This window comes from Bacillus lumedeiriae, from assembly GCF_044891285.1.
Taxonomy (GTDB): Bacteria; Bacillota; Bacilli; order Bacillales; family Domibacillaceae; genus Pseudobacillus; species Pseudobacillus lumedeiriae.
Genome location: NZ_JAUIYO010000025.1, coordinates 1 through 16028, shown reverse-complemented (window position 1 = coordinate 16028; position 16028 = coordinate 1). Strand labels below are relative to the sequence as shown.

Below are 16028 nucleotides of genomic sequence, written 5' to 3'. Positions count from 1 at the left end.
CTATATTTTCAAAAAATACAATTAAGTCTATATCCTCTTTAAATCCTCTTATTAGAAAGCCGAAGAAAATTATAATAATGCCTATAAAAAAATTAAATGCATTAAAACCAATAATCACCTTATTGATTTTTTTAAAAGTAAAAACCCCTACCAATGCTGTAGATAGAGTAATTAACGCTGCTCCAATATTAATAACATTCATTTGTGCAGTAGTTAGAGAAAATATATCTGTCAGCATTAAAATACCAATAGCGATCATTACACCTGAAATAGTGTAATAAATTATAGGTTGATTTCTCATTCAATCTCCCCCTTATAATATCATATTATCAATGTTAGATATCGTTGTCTTTATTTATAAAAAATAAAATATTTCAACAAAAAAGGTGTATAAGGAAAACGTGCTAGCACTTTCGTGACAATAGAGAGCTATTTTAAATGACATTATATCTTTTGTATTCCAGCTCTTGCTCTACAACTTATTCAATAACGTTTTTGGGAACTGTTGTGCACACCACGCCTTTAAGACCATATTATTACATTCTTTCATATGAGCTTTTAATATATTGAAACTTTTAATAAACAATGAGGTTCAGGTTATAATCCTAATAAAAAAAGTAGTATTCAGCTCATGTTCTTCCTAATACTCTAAGAAGTGGGTCTGTTTCTTTTTCAATTTCCTCATTTAGCATTAAAGCCAATTTACCTCTAGCACTAGGAGACAAACCTAATTCTCCGGCAAATTTATGAAATATCTCACTGTATTTTTGATATATCAATATGGCTTTATTTTGGTCTTTATTAACCGCCCCGCTGTTATTGGTGTACTCAACAATTAGACCTTCGTTTTTAATTATGTCACGGCATTTCTGCATGTTTGCAATGGCATCTGCCACAATTGAGACGGTGTGGACATCGGTATTGTTTAAGAAGTTCGTTGGCAATGATTCAATGATTTCCTTATATGCCTTCTTGCCTTGGCTACATAAATCAGTTGGTGGTGTCTGGGTAATGTGCTTTTTGCCTTTTAGAGTATCCTCCGCATTTTTCCTTTTAATCCTTTCTTCTTTTGTCATGGCTCCAGTTCTTATTGATACTGGCTTAACTTTACTCATTATAAAACCTCCTTTTAGGTCTCTGTAAAATAAAAATTTAAGTCAATGGTGGGTGCGAGGTGGACAACAAAAGTCGATTTTGGTTCATTTGGGTGGGGGGGGGGTTAATAATAAAATATCTCAGCTAAAATACACATTTTTTTGGTCTTAATTCGCCTGAATTGATAAAAAAGAGAGAGCTGTGCTTCAATATGACCTCTCCCCCTTTTTTTACAAGCCTTATATAAATAAATCACTTATTAATATATTATCCGCCTTACATCCATCGTAAAACTGCTTTTTCGTCTATATTCGATTAGACGGTTCAGAATGTGATATAAGGTCGACATACCATTTAAACAATCGATATCGGTCAGCTGCGCGGTCTACAATCTTTCCATTCTCCATTGGGTCGACACCCTCAAAAGCTCAATACTTCATTTTTTTACTCCTATCCTCTATAAGCTAATATTTTGCGATTTTCAACTCAATCCCTTATGGCTCTAAGGCTAATGATGTCTCGATGTTCTGTGATTTTTTTACGGCTTTTCAACTTTATTGTTTTCATTATCGAAACATCACAAAAAATCACAATGTCATTCGACACCTCAACCCCTTATGGCTCTAAAGATGAAAGGAAAAATCACAAAATCACATGTTTATAGGGTGAGAAAATAATAAAAACTTTCTTATCGGTTTGGTTCCTGTTGATTGAAACTCCATAGTGTGTCCCAATCCTTGCTCTTGCATTTCCGCTAATACTTCATTAATAATAAGCTTTTTAGTTTCATATTTAGGGGAAAATACCCTGTATTTGTTCATGTCGTTAATGGTTATAATTTTTCCTCTCCAATCAGGTACACCTTCATCGATATAATCTTCACCACGTTTATTGATAAACTCTTGAATCATTTCTATTTTTATATCCATATCATTTTTGTCTACCACGTTATAAACCTTTTTAGCATGTGCTATAAAATATAAAACTAATTTAAAAGCCTGTTCCACGGTATCAATATCGACAAATTCATTTTTGGCGGTTTCATGGCAAACAAACTTGGTTAGATGCAAGATTAATACAATCCTTGAAAAGATTCCCCTAAACTTATTGAACACACCTTCAAGCCGTTTAGGAAAATCAGATTGTTCTGTTATACTTATCAGATAATCATGATAGAGATTCCATAATGTTTTAGCATCGCTTGAATATCTTACCTGTAGCGGAGTCTTTAAATCGGTGTGTAAGTTTAAAAGTCTGTCTATAATCCTTTCGTATCCTTCTTGTAATTTTGGATCTACTATATTTGGGTTATAATAAGGTAAAACCTTTTCAGGATAAACAAATAAAAATCGGTCTGCCAGTCCATCCTGCACTTTTGTAATAATCAGATTCAGCTTATCAGGGGTGATATTCCCATGAACCGCCACAAATGGTAGTGAAATATGTCTAGGTCGTTTACTAGCTAGATTTATTGTAAATTCATCTCGGACAAAAATACTTAGCCATTTAGCTAAATCTCCTCCATTACCTCCGCGATACATGTCCATTTGCTCCATAAAGACGCGTAATTCATCAAATAAAGCAATAACGCCTCTAGGATTATCCACTAAAACACCTGATAAGCCTTCCAAAGTCGAATAGTTCACAATTATTTGTTTGAATTTCGGCTCTATTGGTTTTGGCAGCAGTTCTGCTCCAGATTTTTTCCTGTTTTGCTGAGATTGCTTATATTCATCAAGCATGTCCTCGTATTCTTCATATTGGGCTTTGTATAACTCATAATTTTCTTTTTGAATCTTCTTCAACGGCTTCATTCCAGCGGTAGTGATGCCTGATTTATTGGACCCTGGGTCAGCTACATATGCTCCCCATAATAAAGTCGATTCAACCCAACCTTCCGGAACACCATCAATTAATATTTCGGCTGAATTGCCTATAGCGGTTCCTAATGCAATTATTACACCTAATCCTACTCCATCGGTTGTTCCTGCATTACATTCAGCTGTTTCTTTAATAAAATCCGCTAATGGTTTAGGAAGCGATTCCAGCGGGAATGTTGGTAAAACATTGGATTTATCCTGTTTTAGGGTGTGCAATGCTGTTGCATCCCTTTTTTCTTTTCCTATAATTCTACATTCCCTCCCTGCTCCCTAATATCATCAGACCATTGATCAATATATTCTTTAACCTTTTCTCTATTGAACAGCCACTTCTTCCCTATACGAATGCTTGGAAAATTTGGATCCTGAAGAAATAACTTTTCTACAGTTGGCCATGAAAGGCACAACATTTTACATAATTCCTTGCTATCTAAGAGAATAGTCTCCTTTTCAAGTTTTTCAAGATGTTTATTTACTTCTTGGAGAAATAATGCTTTTAAACCTTCTTCGTTTAAAGAAAGGTTGAATATATTATTTTCATACATTTCACCTTCACCTCTATTTTAAATTCCTTTTTAATCATCTCATTTAACACTTTTACTTTACGATTAATCTCGATCGATAGATCTTATTTTTAAATATGGGTTATTTCATTTTCCAACCTCCAAAATATTGCAATTTGTAATATTTTCCTTAATAATACAGTTTAATATTGCAAAAAGCAAATTTACAATTGCAAATCATTATATAATATTGCAAATAGTTATATTTTCAATTATGATTAAAAAAAGGAGGGTGAACTAACATGGAAAACGAATTGGGTCAATTTATTCGTAATAAAAGGAAAGGCAAAAACATTACACTAATGCAATTAGCTAAAAAAACGAACCTATCTCAGCCATATTTATCACAAATTGAAAATGGAAAAAGAGATATACCAAAGCCGGATATTATAAATAAAATTGCTAGTGCATTGGATATTGATTCTTATGAAATAATGGTCAAAGCTGGATACATCGCTTCAGTTAAAACAGGGTATTCTCGAGAATTTGAGGATTTATTGACAGAAGAAAGAAAACTTATAGAAGAAAAAGATATAATGTTCCAGTTAATAAACAACGAGAGAGTATACCTCGACGGAAAGTTATTAAACGATTGTGATCGCAAAAAAATCATTGAGTATTTGAAATTATTCTGTCAGATTGCAAACAAGGAGACTTAACAGCATGGCACAAATTATACAGCGTGGAAAGACATGGACCTATAAAGTATATATGGGCGTAGATCCTTTAACAAAAAAACGAATATATGAATCTAAAGGTGGTTTTAAAACACAACGTGAGGCAAAGGCTGCTGCAAGACTTATAGAGATCCAAAAAGAAAATGGAACATTTATTAAAGAATCTGATATGCCTTTTGCACAATTCGCTAAGGACTGGCTAAAAACATATAGCCGAAGTGGCGTTAAGGTGAGTAGTGTAAGAGCTAGGGAAAAAGAAATGAAACACTTTATTAGTGTTTGGGGACCTTATCCGATTAGTAAAATTACAAAAAAGATGTATCAGAAAAGGATCATCGATTTATCAGAGCAATATAGCCATAATTACTTAGATGGTATTCACGCTTGCGGTCGTATGGTTTTTAGACAAGCCTTAGAGCTAGGACTACTAAAAGTTAATCCTACAGAGAATTTTAAATTACCCAAAAAGCAACAAACTGTTGAAGAATTGGAGAAAGCGGAAGAAGATATTATCTTCCTTGAAAAAGAAGAACTTGCTCATTTTCTTAAGTTAGCACATTCAGAAGGGCTTGAAATGGACAACCTTATTTTTACTACACTTTCCTATACCGGCTTAAGAATAGGCGAATTATTAGCCTTAAAATGGGTAGATTTTAACGAAAAACAAGGAACATTGAGAATAACTAAAACCGTATATAATCCAAGTAACAATTATGAAAAATACCAGTTGCTAACACCAAAAACAAAAGGCTCAGTCCGCACAATCCGTATTAATGATAAGCTGATCAACATGCTTAAAAAACATAAGATAAAACAAAATGAGATTAAATTAAAAAATCGACTTATTTACCAAGATAACGGATTTATTTTTGCTCGAGAGGACGGACATCCTCAATTAAGAAAGGTAGTGGACACTCGGCTTAAGCGATTGCTAAAAAAGGCAGAAATTGAAAAGAATATCACTCCTCATTCTTTCCGGCACACGCACACATCTTTATTACTTGAAGCTGGAGTAGGCATTAAAGAAATACAACAACGTCTAGGACATACAGACATAAATACTACAATGAACATCTATGCTCATATGACTGCCAACATGGAAGAAAAGGCCTCCCAAAAGTTTGATAAACTAATGGAAGACCTTCTCTAATTTTATGTTTTTCTTCTGTCATGAATGGTTAATGTGTGAGAAACGCACACAAATCCGCACACAAAGATATATCGAACTATCTTAAAACATTGATATAATAAGATTTTAAAACCCCTATTACATCATGCCGCCCATTCCACCCATACCGCCCATGTCAGGCATACCCATGCCTGCACCAGCTGGTTCTGGCTTGTCAGCAACAACTGCTTCAGTTGTTAAGAACATAGACGCAACAGATGCTGCGTTTTGAAGAGCATAACGAGTTACTTTTGTTGGGTCAACGATGCCTGTTTCAACCATGTTTACCCACTCGCCAGTTGCTGCGTTGAAACCAACGCCGACTTCTTCGCGTTTTAGGCGGTCAACAACGACAGATCCTTCAAGGCCTGCGTTGAAAGCGATTTGGCGAATTGGCTCTTCAAGAGCACGAAGAACGATCTTGATTCCTGTTGCTACATCGCCTTCTGCTTCGATTTCAGCTACTTTGTTATATACGTTTACAAGTGCTGTACCACCACCAGAAACGATACCTTCTTCAACAGCTGCACGAGTTGCATTCAATGCATCTTCAATGCGAAGTTTGCGTTCTTTTAATTCTGTTTCTGTAGCCGCTCCAACTTTGATCACAGCTACGCCGCCAGCTAATTTAGCTAGACGTTCTTGTAATTTTTCACGATCGAATTCAGAAGTTGTTTCTTCTAATTGAACGCGGATTTGGTTCACGCGTCCTTCGATTTGAGCAGAGTCTCCTGCTCCTTCAACGATTGTTGTGTTTTCTTTAGAAACAACTACTTTCGCAGCGCGTCCAAGTTGAGTGATGTTAGCAGATTTAAGATCTAGCCCTAAATCTTCAGTGATTACTTCACCGCCAGTTAATACAGCGATGTCTTCAAGCATTGCTTTACGGCGGTCACCGAAGCCTGGTGCTTTAACAGCTACTGCGTTAAATGTACCGCGTAATTTGTTCACAACAAGAGTAGCAAGTGCTTCGCCTTCTACATCTTCAGAGATGATTAAAAGCGGCTTGCTTTGTTGAACGACTTGCTCCAACACAGGAAGCACTTCTTGAATGCTTGAGATTTTCTTATCAGTGATCAAAATGTATGGGTTGTCAAGAACCGCTTCCATTTTGTCAGAATCTGTGATCATGTAAGGAGAAGCGTAGCCGCGGTCAAATTGCATACCTTCAACCACGTCAAGCTCTGTCGTGAATCCTTTTGATTCTTCAATTGTGATAACGCCGTCGTTTCCAACGCGCTCCATCGCTTCAGCAATCAATTGGCCGACTTCTTCATCAGCAGATGAAATCGCTGCTACTTGTGCAATGGATTCTTTGCCTTCGATTGGCTTAGAGATTTCTTGTAATCCTTCCACAGCTGTTTGAACAGCAATGTCCATTCCTTTACGTACGCCAACAGGGTTTGCACCTGCTGTTACGTTTTTCAAACCTTCGCTGATCATTGCTTGAGCAAGAACAGTGGCAGTTGTTGTACCGTCACCAGCTACGTCGTTTGTTTTGCTTGCTACTTCTGCTACAAGCTTCGCACCCATGTTTTCGAATGCATCTTCAAGTTCGATTTCTTTTGCGATTGTTACACCATCGTTCGTGATTAATGGTGAACCGAATTTTTTCTCAAGAACCACGTTACGTCCTTTCGGTCCAAGAGTTACTTTTACAGCATCCGCTAATTGATCTACTCCACGAAGCATTGCGCGGCGCGCTTCTTCGCTAAATTTAATCTCTTTAGCCATATGAAAAACCTCCCCGATTTTTATAATTATTTAAAGTCGTTAAGTATTCGTTTATTATTCTGCTACAGCAAGGATGTCGCTTTCACGAAGGATTAATAGTTCTTGTCCTCCGTATTTCACCTCTGTACCAGCATATTTAGAGAAGATGATACGATCACCAACAGCTACTTCAAGGGCTACTCTTTCGCCGCTTTCAAGCACACGGCCGTTACCAACTGCCACGACTTTGCCCTCTTGTGGCTTTTCCTTCGCTGAATCTGGTAATACGATGCCGCTAGCCGTTTTTTCTTCTGATTCGACCAGCTCAATTACTACGCGATCACCTAGTGGTTTTAACAAGTGAAACAACCTCCTTGGAATGTATGTACTGTTTTAAATGATTAGCACTCTCTCGTATAGAGTGCTAACACAATTATTATAATAAATAAAATGGATTTCTTTTGCAAGCGGGAAGTGTATTTTTTTTTACAAATCATTTCCTGCACTGATGGAACCGCACTTCAATCCTTCTGTTTGAACGATTGCGTCTTTATTAGTAAAATATTTATTGAATGTCATCTATGAAAAATATTTGCCTGTCAGGGCTGGGCAGGCGCTTACACTTTTAAGTTAAAGGAGTTCTTTTCATTTGAAGAAGGAATACGGATATATTTTAATCGCTTATCTTTTAATGCAGTTGTCCAGTTTAGTCGCATACCCGCTTTTATTGAAGGCTGGTCTTTCTTTTGGCATAGAGCTGCAGACATTGAGGAATCTCATTCCCGGCTACTGGCTCGTGTTTAGTTTTACAGTTACTTTATTGATTGTGCTGCTGATCTTGCGGAAAGAAACGAGGAACAACCGGCTAGAACGAACAGCGCCGCTGTCAGCTGGACAATCTGCCGGCTGGGCAGTTGCCGGTGTCTTTCTCGCTTTGATCGGCCAGCGGATTGCGATGGCCATTGAAACAGCTTTAGGGATTGAGATGGGTTCTGAAAATACAAAGATGATTATACAAATCATCGAACTCGTACCCGCTATGATGATCGCAACTGCCGTCTTCGGCCCGATCCTTGAAGAAATTGTGTTCCGAAAGATTATTTTTGGCAGTTTGTATGAAAAATTTCCGTTCTGGGTATCTGCTTTAATCAGTTCCGTTATTTTCGCTGTCGCTCATGCCGAGTTAGAGCATTTACTTATTTATTCGGCAATGGGGTTCACCTTTGCATTTCTTTATGTAAAAACAAAAAGGCTGCTCGTACCTATATTCGCCCATGTGGCCATGAATTCCTTGGTCGTTATTATTCAATATTTTTATGCGGATGATGTGGAACGAATGCTGAAAGAAGCAGAACAAATGCAAAGTTTCGCTTCGTGGCTTTTTTAATACCTGTACCTGTACATTTGGAGGAGTGTAATGAGACAATCACCTTTGATGACTGGAATCTTATATTTGATTCTTGGATCATTTTTTACTTATTTAGCGATTGAGGACGTCAATACAGGCGGTTTTGGTTTTTTTACTTACTTGCTGATTCTGCTTGCGACGATGGATATCGGTTCTGGCCTGCGCCTCGTGATGATGCACTTTCGCCTAAAAAGCAGTGAAAAAAAATAAGGCTGTTCCATGAAAGGTTGGCTTCCGCTTCATGCGGGAGTCCAGCTCTTTTATAGAACAGCTTTATTTTCATGTAATATACGAATGTTCGACTCATTTCGCCCAAAAATACAGGTTCGCATAGCTCACTTTTTCTAGTTCTCATTTTCGGCTGTCAGTTCCGCCTGCAGCACTTTTTTATAGCTGACTTTAGAAATCCAAATGCTAATTTCATAAAGAATCACTAATGGAACCATCACAATGAGCTGTGATATGACGTCCGGCGGAGTGATTAATCCTGCAATCACCAGCAAAATAAAGTATGCATAACGGCGGACTTGTGCGAGAAACATCGGCGTAATGATGCCAAGTCTCGTCAAAAACATCGTCACAACCGGCAATTGAAAAAGAATGCCGAATGGAAGCGTGATTTGAAACAAGAACTGAAAATATTCGTTGATGCCGATCACTTGTTCAATATTCAAATCACCAGATAGTTTCATCATAAAGTGAATAATGTACGGAAACAAAACGAGATAAGAAAAAGAAAGCCCTGCTAGAAATAATACGACAGACAGCGGAATATAACTAAGCGTTACTTTTCTCTCCTTTTCATACAGACCTGGACTGACGAAAGCCCACAATTGATAAAGAATCATCGGGCTCGTCAGGATAAAAGCGATCACAAAAGCCGTTTGAAAATAGATCTTTAATGGGTCCGTCACTCTAAAGGCATTCAGCGTTAATGCCTTCGCTTCATCGGCATGCTGTAAATAATGGATCACCGGCTCCGCCATAAACAAACCTGCAATCATAGCCAGGAACAAGAAAACGACTACTATAATGAGCCGTTTTCGCAATTCGCCGATATGTTCATATATTGTCATGTCTTGTCGACTCATTGTCATTCATCCTAACCTTACTGGGGATCCTTTTTATCCTCTTGTTTATCGTCGTCGTCCGCCAGCCCTTTTGTCGCATTCTTGAATTCTTTTAATGTATCGCCTGCTGCACGTCCAAGTTCAGGAAGTTTCTTCGGTCCAAAAATCAATATCGCCGCTCCAGCAATTAATATGATACTGCCTATACTAAGTCCCATTCATGCAACACCTCCTTTTCACCATCATAACCGATTTTCCGGCATAATTCTATTCAGACTTTTCATCCGTATCTTCTGGATAGTTTTTCAAAAAGTACACTAATGACTGCAGCTCGACAGCTAAATCAATATGATGCACACGAATAGCCGGCGGAACATTCAGCCTCGCAGGCGTAAAGTTTAAAATCCCTTTAATATTACATTCCACCAGCCGGTCTGTAATCCCCTGGGCAGTCGACGAAGGAACCGTTAAAATGGCCACTTGTACGTCTTTGGCCTTTAATTTTTTTTCAAGCTCGTCCAAATGATGAATAGAAACATCGCCAATCGTCGTTCCCACTTTTTCTTCATCTACATCAAAGGCGATTTGTATCTTCGTATTATTATTCTTCATAAAGTTATAATTTAAAAAGGCTGTTCCTAAATTACCTACACCAATTAAAGCGACATGGGTAACTTCATCCTGATCCAATGTTTTTCGGAAGAACGAAAGTAAATAACTGACGTTGTAGCCGTAGCCTTTTTTCCCAAGTGCTCCAAAGTAAGAGAAGTCACGGCGGATCGTCGCTGAATCTACTTTTACCGCTTCGCTCAATTCCGCTGACGACACCCGCTGCTTGCCGGAAGAATGCAGGTTTTGAATAAATCGATAATACAAAGGCAACCGCTTAGCCGTTGCCTGCGGAATTTTTAATGAATCATGGTTCATGTTTCTACCCCCAACACTTGCTGCTTCCATTCTAGTAACGTTCCAACTAATCACTTCTTTCATCATACAATATTTTGTACAGCTTGTCTTTTAACTTTACGATTCCTTTCTGTAATCAGCGAAAAAGCGAATGAGAATTGCCCGTAATTGTAGAATCGGCTACACTTGTAATAGGAAATTGAGGTGAACAGAATGATTTTACTGCAAGTACAGCAGCTAACTAAATATTTCGGCGCAGAACTCATTTTGTCGAATATTAAACTTGAAATACAAACACGGGATCGGATTGCCCTTGTCGGCAGAAACGGCGCAGGGAAGTCCACTCTTTTAAAGGTCATTGCCGGCAGCCTTTCCTACGATTCGGGAAATATTTTGAAACCGAAAGATGTAACGATTGGTTACCTCGCTCAAAATACAGGACTAGAATCTGATTTGTCCATTATGGATGAAATGCTTTCTGTCTTTTCATATTTGCGCAATATGGAAAAAAATCTTCGGCGCCTGGAAGAGCAAATGGCTGATCCGAGCGTATATGAAGACCCCATTCAATACGAAAGAGTGACAAAGGAATATGACGTCTTGCAAAATGACTTTAAAGAATCCGGAGGCTATCAATTTGAAGCCGATATCCGTTCAGTTTTGCATGGTTTGAACTTCCATGAATTTGATTATGAAACGAAAATTTCATCTTTAAGCGGCGGTCAGAAAACGAGACTAGCACTCGGTAAGCTATTGTTGACCAAACCAGATATTCTTATTTTGGACGAGCCGACGAACCACTTGGACATTGAGACACTTTCCTGGCTCGAACAATATTTGCAAAACTACAGCGGCGCTATTTTGATCGTATCGCACGATCGTTATTTCCTGGATAAAGTCGTGAACCAAGTGTACGAAATTTCCCGGCAGCACATTAAAAAGTTCCCTGGAAATTACAGCGGCTACTTACAGCAAAAAGCTGATCAATATGAGAAAGAAATGAAATTGTTCGAAAAACAACAAGAACAAGTCGCGAAGCTCGAGGACTTTATTCAACGCAATATTGCCCGCGCCTCCACAACCAAACGAGCCCAAAGCCGCCGTAAGCAGCTGCAGCGCATGGAACTGTTAGAACGGCCAGACGGTGATGAGAAGTCAGCTAATATGATGTTCAAAATTGAAAAACAAAGCGGACATGAAGTGTTAAAAGTGAATGGCCTTGCCATCGGCTATCAAGAAGAAGTCATCGCTAAAGACCTTCATCTGTACCTTACGAGAGAAGAAAGCACCGCATTAGTCGGGCCTAATGGTGCTGGTAAATCCACTTTTCTCAAAACCATTGTCGATCAATTGCCTTCGTTAGCCGGTGAGTTTTCACTGGGGACAAATGTATCTATCGGCTATTATGATCAGGAACAAGCCAATTTAACCTCTAATAAAACTGTATTAAGTGAACTATGGGATGATTATCCTTCTAGTGATGAGAAGGAAATCAGAACCGTACTAGGCAACTTTCTTTTTTCAGGCGACGATGTATTAAAACCGGTTTACGCTTTGAGCGGCGGAGAAAAAGCACGGCTCGCCCTGGCGAAATTAATGATGCAAAAATCAAACTTTCTCATTCTTGATGAACCAACGAACCATTTGGATTTAGACAGCAAAGAAGTGCTGGAAAACGCGCTCATTGACTATCCAGGAACACTGTTATTTGTGTCACATGACCGCTACTTTATTAACCGAATTGCTTCAAAAGTAGTGGAAATGTCCAACATCGGTATGACAGAATACTTGGGGGACTACGATTACTATTTGACGAAAAAACAGGAACAAAAAGAACTGGCTGAATTAGACAAGGCCGCTTCGGCACCAGTCAATCAAGAAACACCTCTTGTCGAGGCTTCCACTTATCAAAGTGATAAGGAGCAAAAGAAACTGGAAAGGCAAAAACGCCGCCGCATTGAAGAAATAGAGGAAAAAATTGAAAGTCTAGAAGCAAAGATAGAAGAAGCAGAAGATTTGCTTTGCCAGCCTGAAATCTTTCAAGACCACGAAAAATCCTTAGAGCTTCAGGAAAAAATTGAAGCGTGCCAGTCGGAAGTGGATAACTTATTAAGGGAATGGGAAATACTTCATGTTTAGACATAAAAAGCCAGGAAAATCTATTTTCCTGGCTTTTTATACACAAAATTACCCACAAGCAAATGTAGCTATTTACTTTGTCTCAACACACTTATTCACATTATCCACAGAGATATGCACAAATGTCCACAAAATACACAAAATTAGCTCTAATAAAAAAGGTTGTTTACCCACAAAAAAATCTTTTTATTCACAATATATCCACAACTTGTGAACAAAAAATAAAAAGCTGTTCAAAAGAAGGAAATCAGCCCTCTTTTGAACAACCTTTTAGTTGAATATCCACACATTTGACCATGTTTATCCACACGATTGCCTAACAATCGCACCTTCAGCTTTGTTCAATATCCAGCCCTGGATAACCATTCATCGCTAAATCCTCAAATTTTTCTTGTTCATATAAGATCGTTCCCGCAGCTGCAATCATCGCTGCGTTGTCTGTGCATAAACTTAACGGCGGGATAATGAGTTCAATATTCTCTAACTCAGCAAACTGCTCTTCTAATGCCTTTCGCAGACCTTTATTAGCGGCTACTCCTCCAGCAAGAAGCACTTGTTTTATGTCATATTCTTTGGCTGCTTTCACCGTTTTAGCTGTCAACACATCAATCACACTTTGCTGGAAACTCGCAGCCACATCTTCCGGCTTTAATGCTTCCTTCCGCTGTTCCGCATTATGGAGCGTATTAATAACTGCCGATTTTAAACCACTGAAGCTGAAATCATATGATCCTTCCTCCAGCCAAGCCCTTGGCAAGTCAATCACCGCTTCTCCTTCTGCAGCGAGCCGGTCAATGTGCGGGCCTCCCGGATAAGGCAGGTTTAATGTCCGGGCTACTTTATCATAGGCTTCTCCCGCTGCATCGTCCCGAGTTTCACCAATCACTTGAAAATCACCATGTTTGTTCATTAAAACAAGTTCCGTATGTCCCCCTGATACGACGAGCGAAAGCAACGGAAACGAAAACTCTTTAATGAGACGATTGGCATAAATATGGCCGGCAATATGATGAACACCTATGAGCGGCAGCTGATGAGCAAATGCTAAAGCTTTCGCTGCGTTTACTCCAACAAGGAGCGCTCCTACTAATCCTGGACCTTTCGTAACAGCAATCGCATCCAAATCCTTGAATGTCATCCCTGCCTGATTTAATGTTTCCTCCAGCACTAATGTAATTTGTTCCACATGATGACGCGAAGCAATTTCAGGAACGACACCGCCAAAGCGCTTATGACTTTCAATTTGCGAGGAAACGACATTTGCTATGATTTCCCGGCCATTTTTTATAATAGCTGCGGCTGTTTCATCGCAGCTCGTTTCTAAACCTAATATATAGATATCTTTTTCCATTATAATTTCACCCACATTACTAATGCGTCTTCTTGATTGTCTGAATAATAATTTCTTCTAATGCCGCCCGGCTGAAAACCCAGCTTTTGATATAACCCTTGAGCAGCTGTATTACTGACACGTACCTCCAAAGTCATTACTGAAGCCCCTTTCTCCTTCGCGGCATTCATTACAAAAACAAATAATTTTTCACCAAAGCCTCTGCCTTGAAACTCAGGCAAAATAGCGATATTCGTAATTTGTGATTCATCCAGCACAAGCCACATTCCACAGTAGCCAATAGGCTTGCCTTCATACTCTGCTACATAATATAAAGCAAAGTAATTATTATTGACCTCATTCATTAAAGATTCTTTCGTCCATGGTGTCGTAAAGCAGCTTATATCAATTTCATGTACTTCCTCTATATCATCAACAGTCATTAAACGGATACTCATCTCACTCATTTTACTTTTCCGCCTTTTGCTGCTCCAGCCACTTAGCTTCTGCTTCCGCCAGTCTAATATAATTAGGGACGAATGAATGCAAATCCACCGCTGGTTCGTGTAATCCGAGACGGGCAAGTTCAGATGGACGTGGATAAGAAACACTTATATTCCCTAACACCACTTGTCTGCCCATTGTTTCACGAATAAAGCTTTCATGCAGACGAACATCACTGCCAACGAACATCACTTCTTGATTTAATTCTTTTAACTCACTGCACCAGTCCGTTAACGATAGATTTTTATCTTCTTTCACATTAGTCAGCTTTCCTTCTTCAAAACGGTATAATCCCGTATATACTCTGCCGCGCCTTGCATCAAAAATAGGGGATATATAAGAAGGATAATAATGAGCGGAAGCGGCTAAAACAGCGAGACTCGAGATTCCTACAAGGGGAATGCCTAATGACCAGGCCAGTGTTTTTGCAATCGTTACACCGATGCGTACACCTGTATAAGATCCCGGTCCTTCAGCTACTACTATTTTTTCTAAGTCACCTGGCTTCACTTCACATTCCTTCATTAATGCTTCAATAGCTGGCATGGCTCTTAGTGAATGGTTTTTATTTAAATCTGTCATATATTCACCAATCACCTTTTCTTTATCCACGAGAGCGACGCCTAACGTATAAGTCGATGTATCAATCGCTAACACCTTCATTTTACTAACTCCTCACTCATCCTAACATATCTACTGCCTTTCGGTTCTAAACAGATCTCACGTTGATCGTTTCCTTTATGAAAAATATGCACTTTTAAATAATCATTGGGCAGCTGCTGATCGATTAAATGAGCCCATTCCACTACACACACACCTTCTCCATAAAAATATTCATCAAAGCCTAGATCCTCTTCTGCATCATTTAAACGATAAACATCCATGTGATAGAGAGGAAGCCTGCCTTGATATTCTTTTATAATTGTAAACGTTGGACTGTTTACTGTTCTTTTTACTCCTAACGCTTTGGCCAACCCTTGAGTAAATGTTGTTTTGCCCGCTCCTAAATCTCCTTCGAGTAAAATAACATCGCCCGGTTTTAACAGCTGTGCCAGTTTTTCAGCAAAGGCTTGTGTTTCTTCCGCACTGGCAGTTGAAAATGTGATTCTGCTCATAAAAAATCTCCCTTTAAAATAATCCTAAAAAAACCTTAGGATGATATGACTTCCTAAGGCAGCGTGTTACATACAGTATATCTTAAATTGAGATATAAAAAAAGAAACGAAACCAAAGTTTCGTTTAAGGGCAATTCTTATAAAGTGACGGTCCGGACGGGACTCGAACCCGCGACCTCCTGCGTGACAGGCAGGCATTCTAACCAACTGAACTACCGGACCATAGATTGCGGGGACAGGATTTGAACCTGCGACCTTCGGGTTATGAGCCCGACGAGCTACCAGACTGCTCCACCCCGCGGCGATATAAGTAAATAAATTGTATACAGCCTAGCAGCGTCCTACTCTCACAGGGGGAAGCCCCCAACTACCATCGGCGCTGAAGAGCTTAACTTCCGTGTTCGGTATGGGAACGGGTGTGACCTCTTCGCTATCGCCACCAGACTGTATAAAGTTGAAA

General features: G+C 38.9%; 18 protein-coding genes, 2 tRNA genes and 1 rRNA gene. 5 read left to right on the top strand and 16 right to left on the bottom strand.

The window, feature by feature from the left end:
* From QYG89_RS16510 to QYG89_RS16495, 4 genes are all read right to left on the bottom strand, one after another.
* Positions 1–301, bottom strand: a 301-nt coding sequence (locus tag QYG89_RS16510) for a hypothetical protein (protein WP_404319247.1), incomplete at its 3' end; no start/stop codon positions are given.
* Between the two features lie 328 nt (positions 302–629).
* Positions 630–1115 carry a phage terminase small subunit P27 family gene (locus QYG89_RS16505; RefSeq protein ID WP_404319245.1) on the bottom strand — a complete coding sequence of 162 codons (486 nt, stop codon included), beginning with the start codon at positions 1113–1115 and terminating at the stop codon, positions 630–632.
* A gap of 630 nt (positions 1116–1745) precedes the next feature.
* Positions 1746–3191, bottom strand: a complete 1446-nt coding sequence (locus tag QYG89_RS16500) for a DUF3987 domain-containing protein (RefSeq protein WP_404319242.1) — start codon at positions 3189–3191, stop codon at positions 1746–1748.
* Between the two features lie 26 nt (positions 3192–3217).
* Positions 3218–3520: a MerR family transcriptional regulator gene (locus QYG89_RS16495; RefSeq protein ID WP_404319240.1), complete on the bottom strand. Its 303-nt coding sequence runs from the start codon at positions 3518–3520 to the stop codon at positions 3218–3220.
* Between the two features lie 260 nt (positions 3521–3780).
* Here QYG89_RS16495 and QYG89_RS16490 point away from each other — a divergent pair, with 260 nt between their 5' ends.
* A complete protein-coding gene (locus QYG89_RS16490) occupies positions 3781–4197 on the top strand; it encodes a helix-turn-helix domain-containing protein (RefSeq protein ID WP_404319238.1) in 417 nt (138 codons plus the stop codon).
* A gap of 4 nt (positions 4198–4201) precedes the next feature.
* On the top strand, positions 4202–5365 hold the full coding sequence (locus QYG89_RS16485; RefSeq protein WP_404319236.1) for a site-specific integrase: 1164 nt from the start codon (positions 4202–4204) through the stop codon (positions 5363–5365).
* A gap of 117 nt (positions 5366–5482) precedes the next feature.
* Here QYG89_RS16485 and groL read toward each other — a convergent pair whose 3' ends face one another.
* Both groL and groES read right to left on the bottom strand, forming a co-directional pair.
* The gene (gene groL / locus QYG89_RS16480; protein ID WP_404319234.1) at positions 5483–7117 is read right to left on the bottom strand and encodes a chaperonin GroEL; all 1635 of its coding nucleotides are present in this window, start codon (positions 7115–7117) and stop codon (positions 5483–5485) included.
* 54 nt (positions 7118–7171) lie between these two features.
* Complete coding sequence (groES, locus tag QYG89_RS16475; protein ID WP_404319233.1) at positions 7172–7456, bottom strand: co-chaperone GroES; 285 nt, start codon at positions 7454–7456, stop codon at positions 7172–7174.
* A 289-nt stretch (positions 7457–7745) separates the two neighbouring features.
* Between groES and QYG89_RS16470 the strand changes: the two genes are divergently transcribed.
* Complete coding sequence (locus tag QYG89_RS16470) at positions 7746–8483, top strand: CPBP family intramembrane glutamic endopeptidase (RefSeq protein WP_404319231.1); 738 nt, start codon at positions 7746–7748, stop codon at positions 8481–8483.
* Between the two features lie 30 nt (positions 8484–8513).
* Positions 8514–8714 carry a YdiK family protein gene (locus QYG89_RS16465; protein WP_404319229.1) on the top strand — a complete coding sequence of 67 codons (201 nt, stop codon included), beginning with the start codon at positions 8514–8516 and terminating at the stop codon, positions 8712–8714.
* A gap of 134 nt (positions 8715–8848) precedes the next feature.
* On the opposite strand, the gene tatC is transcribed toward QYG89_RS16465, so the two are convergent.
* Genes tatC through QYG89_RS16450 form a run of 3 tightly spaced genes read right to left on the bottom strand, consistent with a single transcriptional unit; the run spans position 8849 to position 10501 of the window.
* Positions 8849–9595, bottom strand: a complete 747-nt coding sequence (gene tatC, locus QYG89_RS16460) for a twin-arginine translocase subunit TatC (RefSeq protein ID WP_404319227.1) — start codon at positions 9593–9595, stop codon at positions 8849–8851.
* A gap of 17 nt (positions 9596–9612) precedes the next feature.
* Entirely contained in the window at positions 9613–9792 is a 180-nt protein-coding gene (locus QYG89_RS16455; protein ID WP_404319225.1) for a twin-arginine translocase TatA/TatE family subunit, read from the bottom strand.
* 49 nt (positions 9793–9841) lie between these two features.
* Positions 9842–10501 carry a redox-sensing transcriptional repressor Rex gene (locus QYG89_RS16450; protein ID WP_404319223.1) on the bottom strand — a complete coding sequence of 220 codons (660 nt, stop codon included), beginning with the start codon at positions 10499–10501 and terminating at the stop codon, positions 9842–9844.
* A 192-nt stretch (positions 10502–10693) separates the two neighbouring features.
* Between QYG89_RS16450 and QYG89_RS16445 the strand changes: the two genes are divergently transcribed.
* Positions 10694–12619, top strand: a complete 1926-nt coding sequence (locus QYG89_RS16445) for an ABC-F family ATP-binding cassette domain-containing protein (protein WP_404319248.1) — start codon at positions 10694–10696, stop codon at positions 12617–12619.
* A gap of 331 nt (positions 12620–12950) precedes the next feature.
* Here QYG89_RS16445 and tsaD read toward each other — a convergent pair whose 3' ends face one another.
* The 7 genes from tsaD to rrf all read right to left on the bottom strand — a co-directional run bounded on the left by tsaD (position 12951) and on the right by rrf (position 16012).
* Positions 12951–13970: a tRNA (adenosine(37)-N6)-threonylcarbamoyltransferase complex transferase subunit TsaD gene (tsaD, locus tag QYG89_RS16440; RefSeq protein ID WP_404319221.1), complete on the bottom strand. Its 1020-nt coding sequence runs from the start codon at positions 13968–13970 to the stop codon at positions 12951–12953.
* Positions 13970–14416: a ribosomal protein S18-alanine N-acetyltransferase gene (gene rimI / locus QYG89_RS16435; protein ID WP_404319219.1), complete on the bottom strand. Its 447-nt coding sequence runs from the start codon at positions 14414–14416 to the stop codon at positions 13970–13972. Before rimI ends, tsaD begins: the two co-directional genes overlap by 1 nt.
* A gap of 1 nt (position 14417) precedes the next feature.
* Complete coding sequence (gene tsaB / locus QYG89_RS16430; RefSeq protein WP_404319216.1) at positions 14418–15116, bottom strand: tRNA (adenosine(37)-N6)-threonylcarbamoyltransferase complex dimerization subunit type 1 TsaB; 699 nt, start codon at positions 15114–15116, stop codon at positions 14418–14420.
* Positions 15113–15568 carry a tRNA (adenosine(37)-N6)-threonylcarbamoyltransferase complex ATPase subunit type 1 TsaE gene (tsaE, locus tag QYG89_RS16425; protein ID WP_404319215.1) on the bottom strand — a complete coding sequence of 152 codons (456 nt, stop codon included), beginning with the start codon at positions 15566–15568 and terminating at the stop codon, positions 15113–15115. Before tsaE ends, tsaB begins: the two co-directional genes overlap by 4 nt.
* A gap of 148 nt (positions 15569–15716) precedes the next feature.
* Positions 15717–15790 (bottom strand) — tRNA-Asp (locus tag QYG89_RS16420).
* A gap of 5 nt (positions 15791–15795) precedes the next feature.
* Positions 15796–15869: transfer RNA gene (locus QYG89_RS16415), tRNA-Met, on the bottom strand.
* A gap of 27 nt (positions 15870–15896) precedes the next feature.
* A 5S ribosomal RNA gene (gene rrf / locus QYG89_RS16410) occupies positions 15897–16012 on the bottom strand.
* Positions 16013–16028: the final 16 nt, after the last annotated feature.

What these genes read in the sequence shown, in the direction of transcription:
- QYG89_RS16505 (WP_404319245.1), bottom strand. Translation starts at nt 1,115, where the DNA reads ATGAGTAAAGTTAAGCCAGTATCAATAAGAACTGGAGCCATGACAAAA.
- QYG89_RS16495 (WP_404319240.1), bottom strand. Translation starts at nt 3,520, where the DNA reads ATGTATGAAAATAATATATTCAACCTTTCTTTAAACGAAGAAGGTTTA.
- QYG89_RS16490 (WP_404319238.1), top strand. Translation starts at nt 3,781, where the DNA reads ATGGAAAACGAATTGGGTCAATTTATTCGTAATAAAAGGAAAGGCAAA.
- QYG89_RS16485 (WP_404319236.1), top strand. Translation starts at nt 4,202, where the DNA reads ATGGCACAAATTATACAGCGTGGAAAGACATGGACCTATAAAGTATAT.
- groL (WP_404319234.1), bottom strand. Translation starts at nt 7,117, where the DNA reads ATGGCTAAAGAGATTAAATTTAGCGAAGAAGCGCGCCGCGCAATGCTT.
- QYG89_RS16465 (WP_404319229.1), top strand. Translation starts at nt 8,514, where the DNA reads ATGAGACAATCACCTTTGATGACTGGAATCTTATATTTGATTCTTGGA.
- tatC (WP_404319227.1), bottom strand. Translation starts at nt 9,595, where the DNA reads ATGAGTCGACAAGACATGACAATATATGAACATATCGGCGAATTGCGA.
- QYG89_RS16455 (WP_404319225.1), bottom strand. Translation starts at nt 9,792, where the DNA reads ATGGGACTTAGTATAGGCAGTATCATATTAATTGCTGGAGCGGCGATA.
- QYG89_RS16450 (WP_404319223.1), bottom strand. Translation starts at nt 10,501, where the DNA reads ATGAACCATGATTCATTAAAAATTCCGCAGGCAACGGCTAAGCGGTTG.
- QYG89_RS16445 (WP_404319248.1), top strand. Translation starts at nt 10,694, where the DNA reads ATGATTTTACTGCAAGTACAGCAGCTAACTAAATATTTCGGCGCAGAA.
- tsaD (WP_404319221.1), bottom strand. Translation starts at nt 13,970, where the DNA reads ATGGAAAAAGATATCTATATATTAGGTTTAGAAACGAGCTGCGATGAA.
- rimI (WP_404319219.1), bottom strand. Translation starts at nt 14,416, where the DNA reads ATGAGTGAGATGAGTATCCGTTTAATGACTGTTGATGATATAGAGGAA.
- tsaB (WP_404319216.1), bottom strand. Translation starts at nt 15,116, where the DNA reads ATGAAGGTGTTAGCGATTGATACATCGACTTATACGTTAGGCGTCGCT.
- tsaE (WP_404319215.1), bottom strand. Translation starts at nt 15,568, where the DNA reads ATGAGCAGAATCACATTTTCAACTGCCAGTGCGGAAGAAACACAAGCC.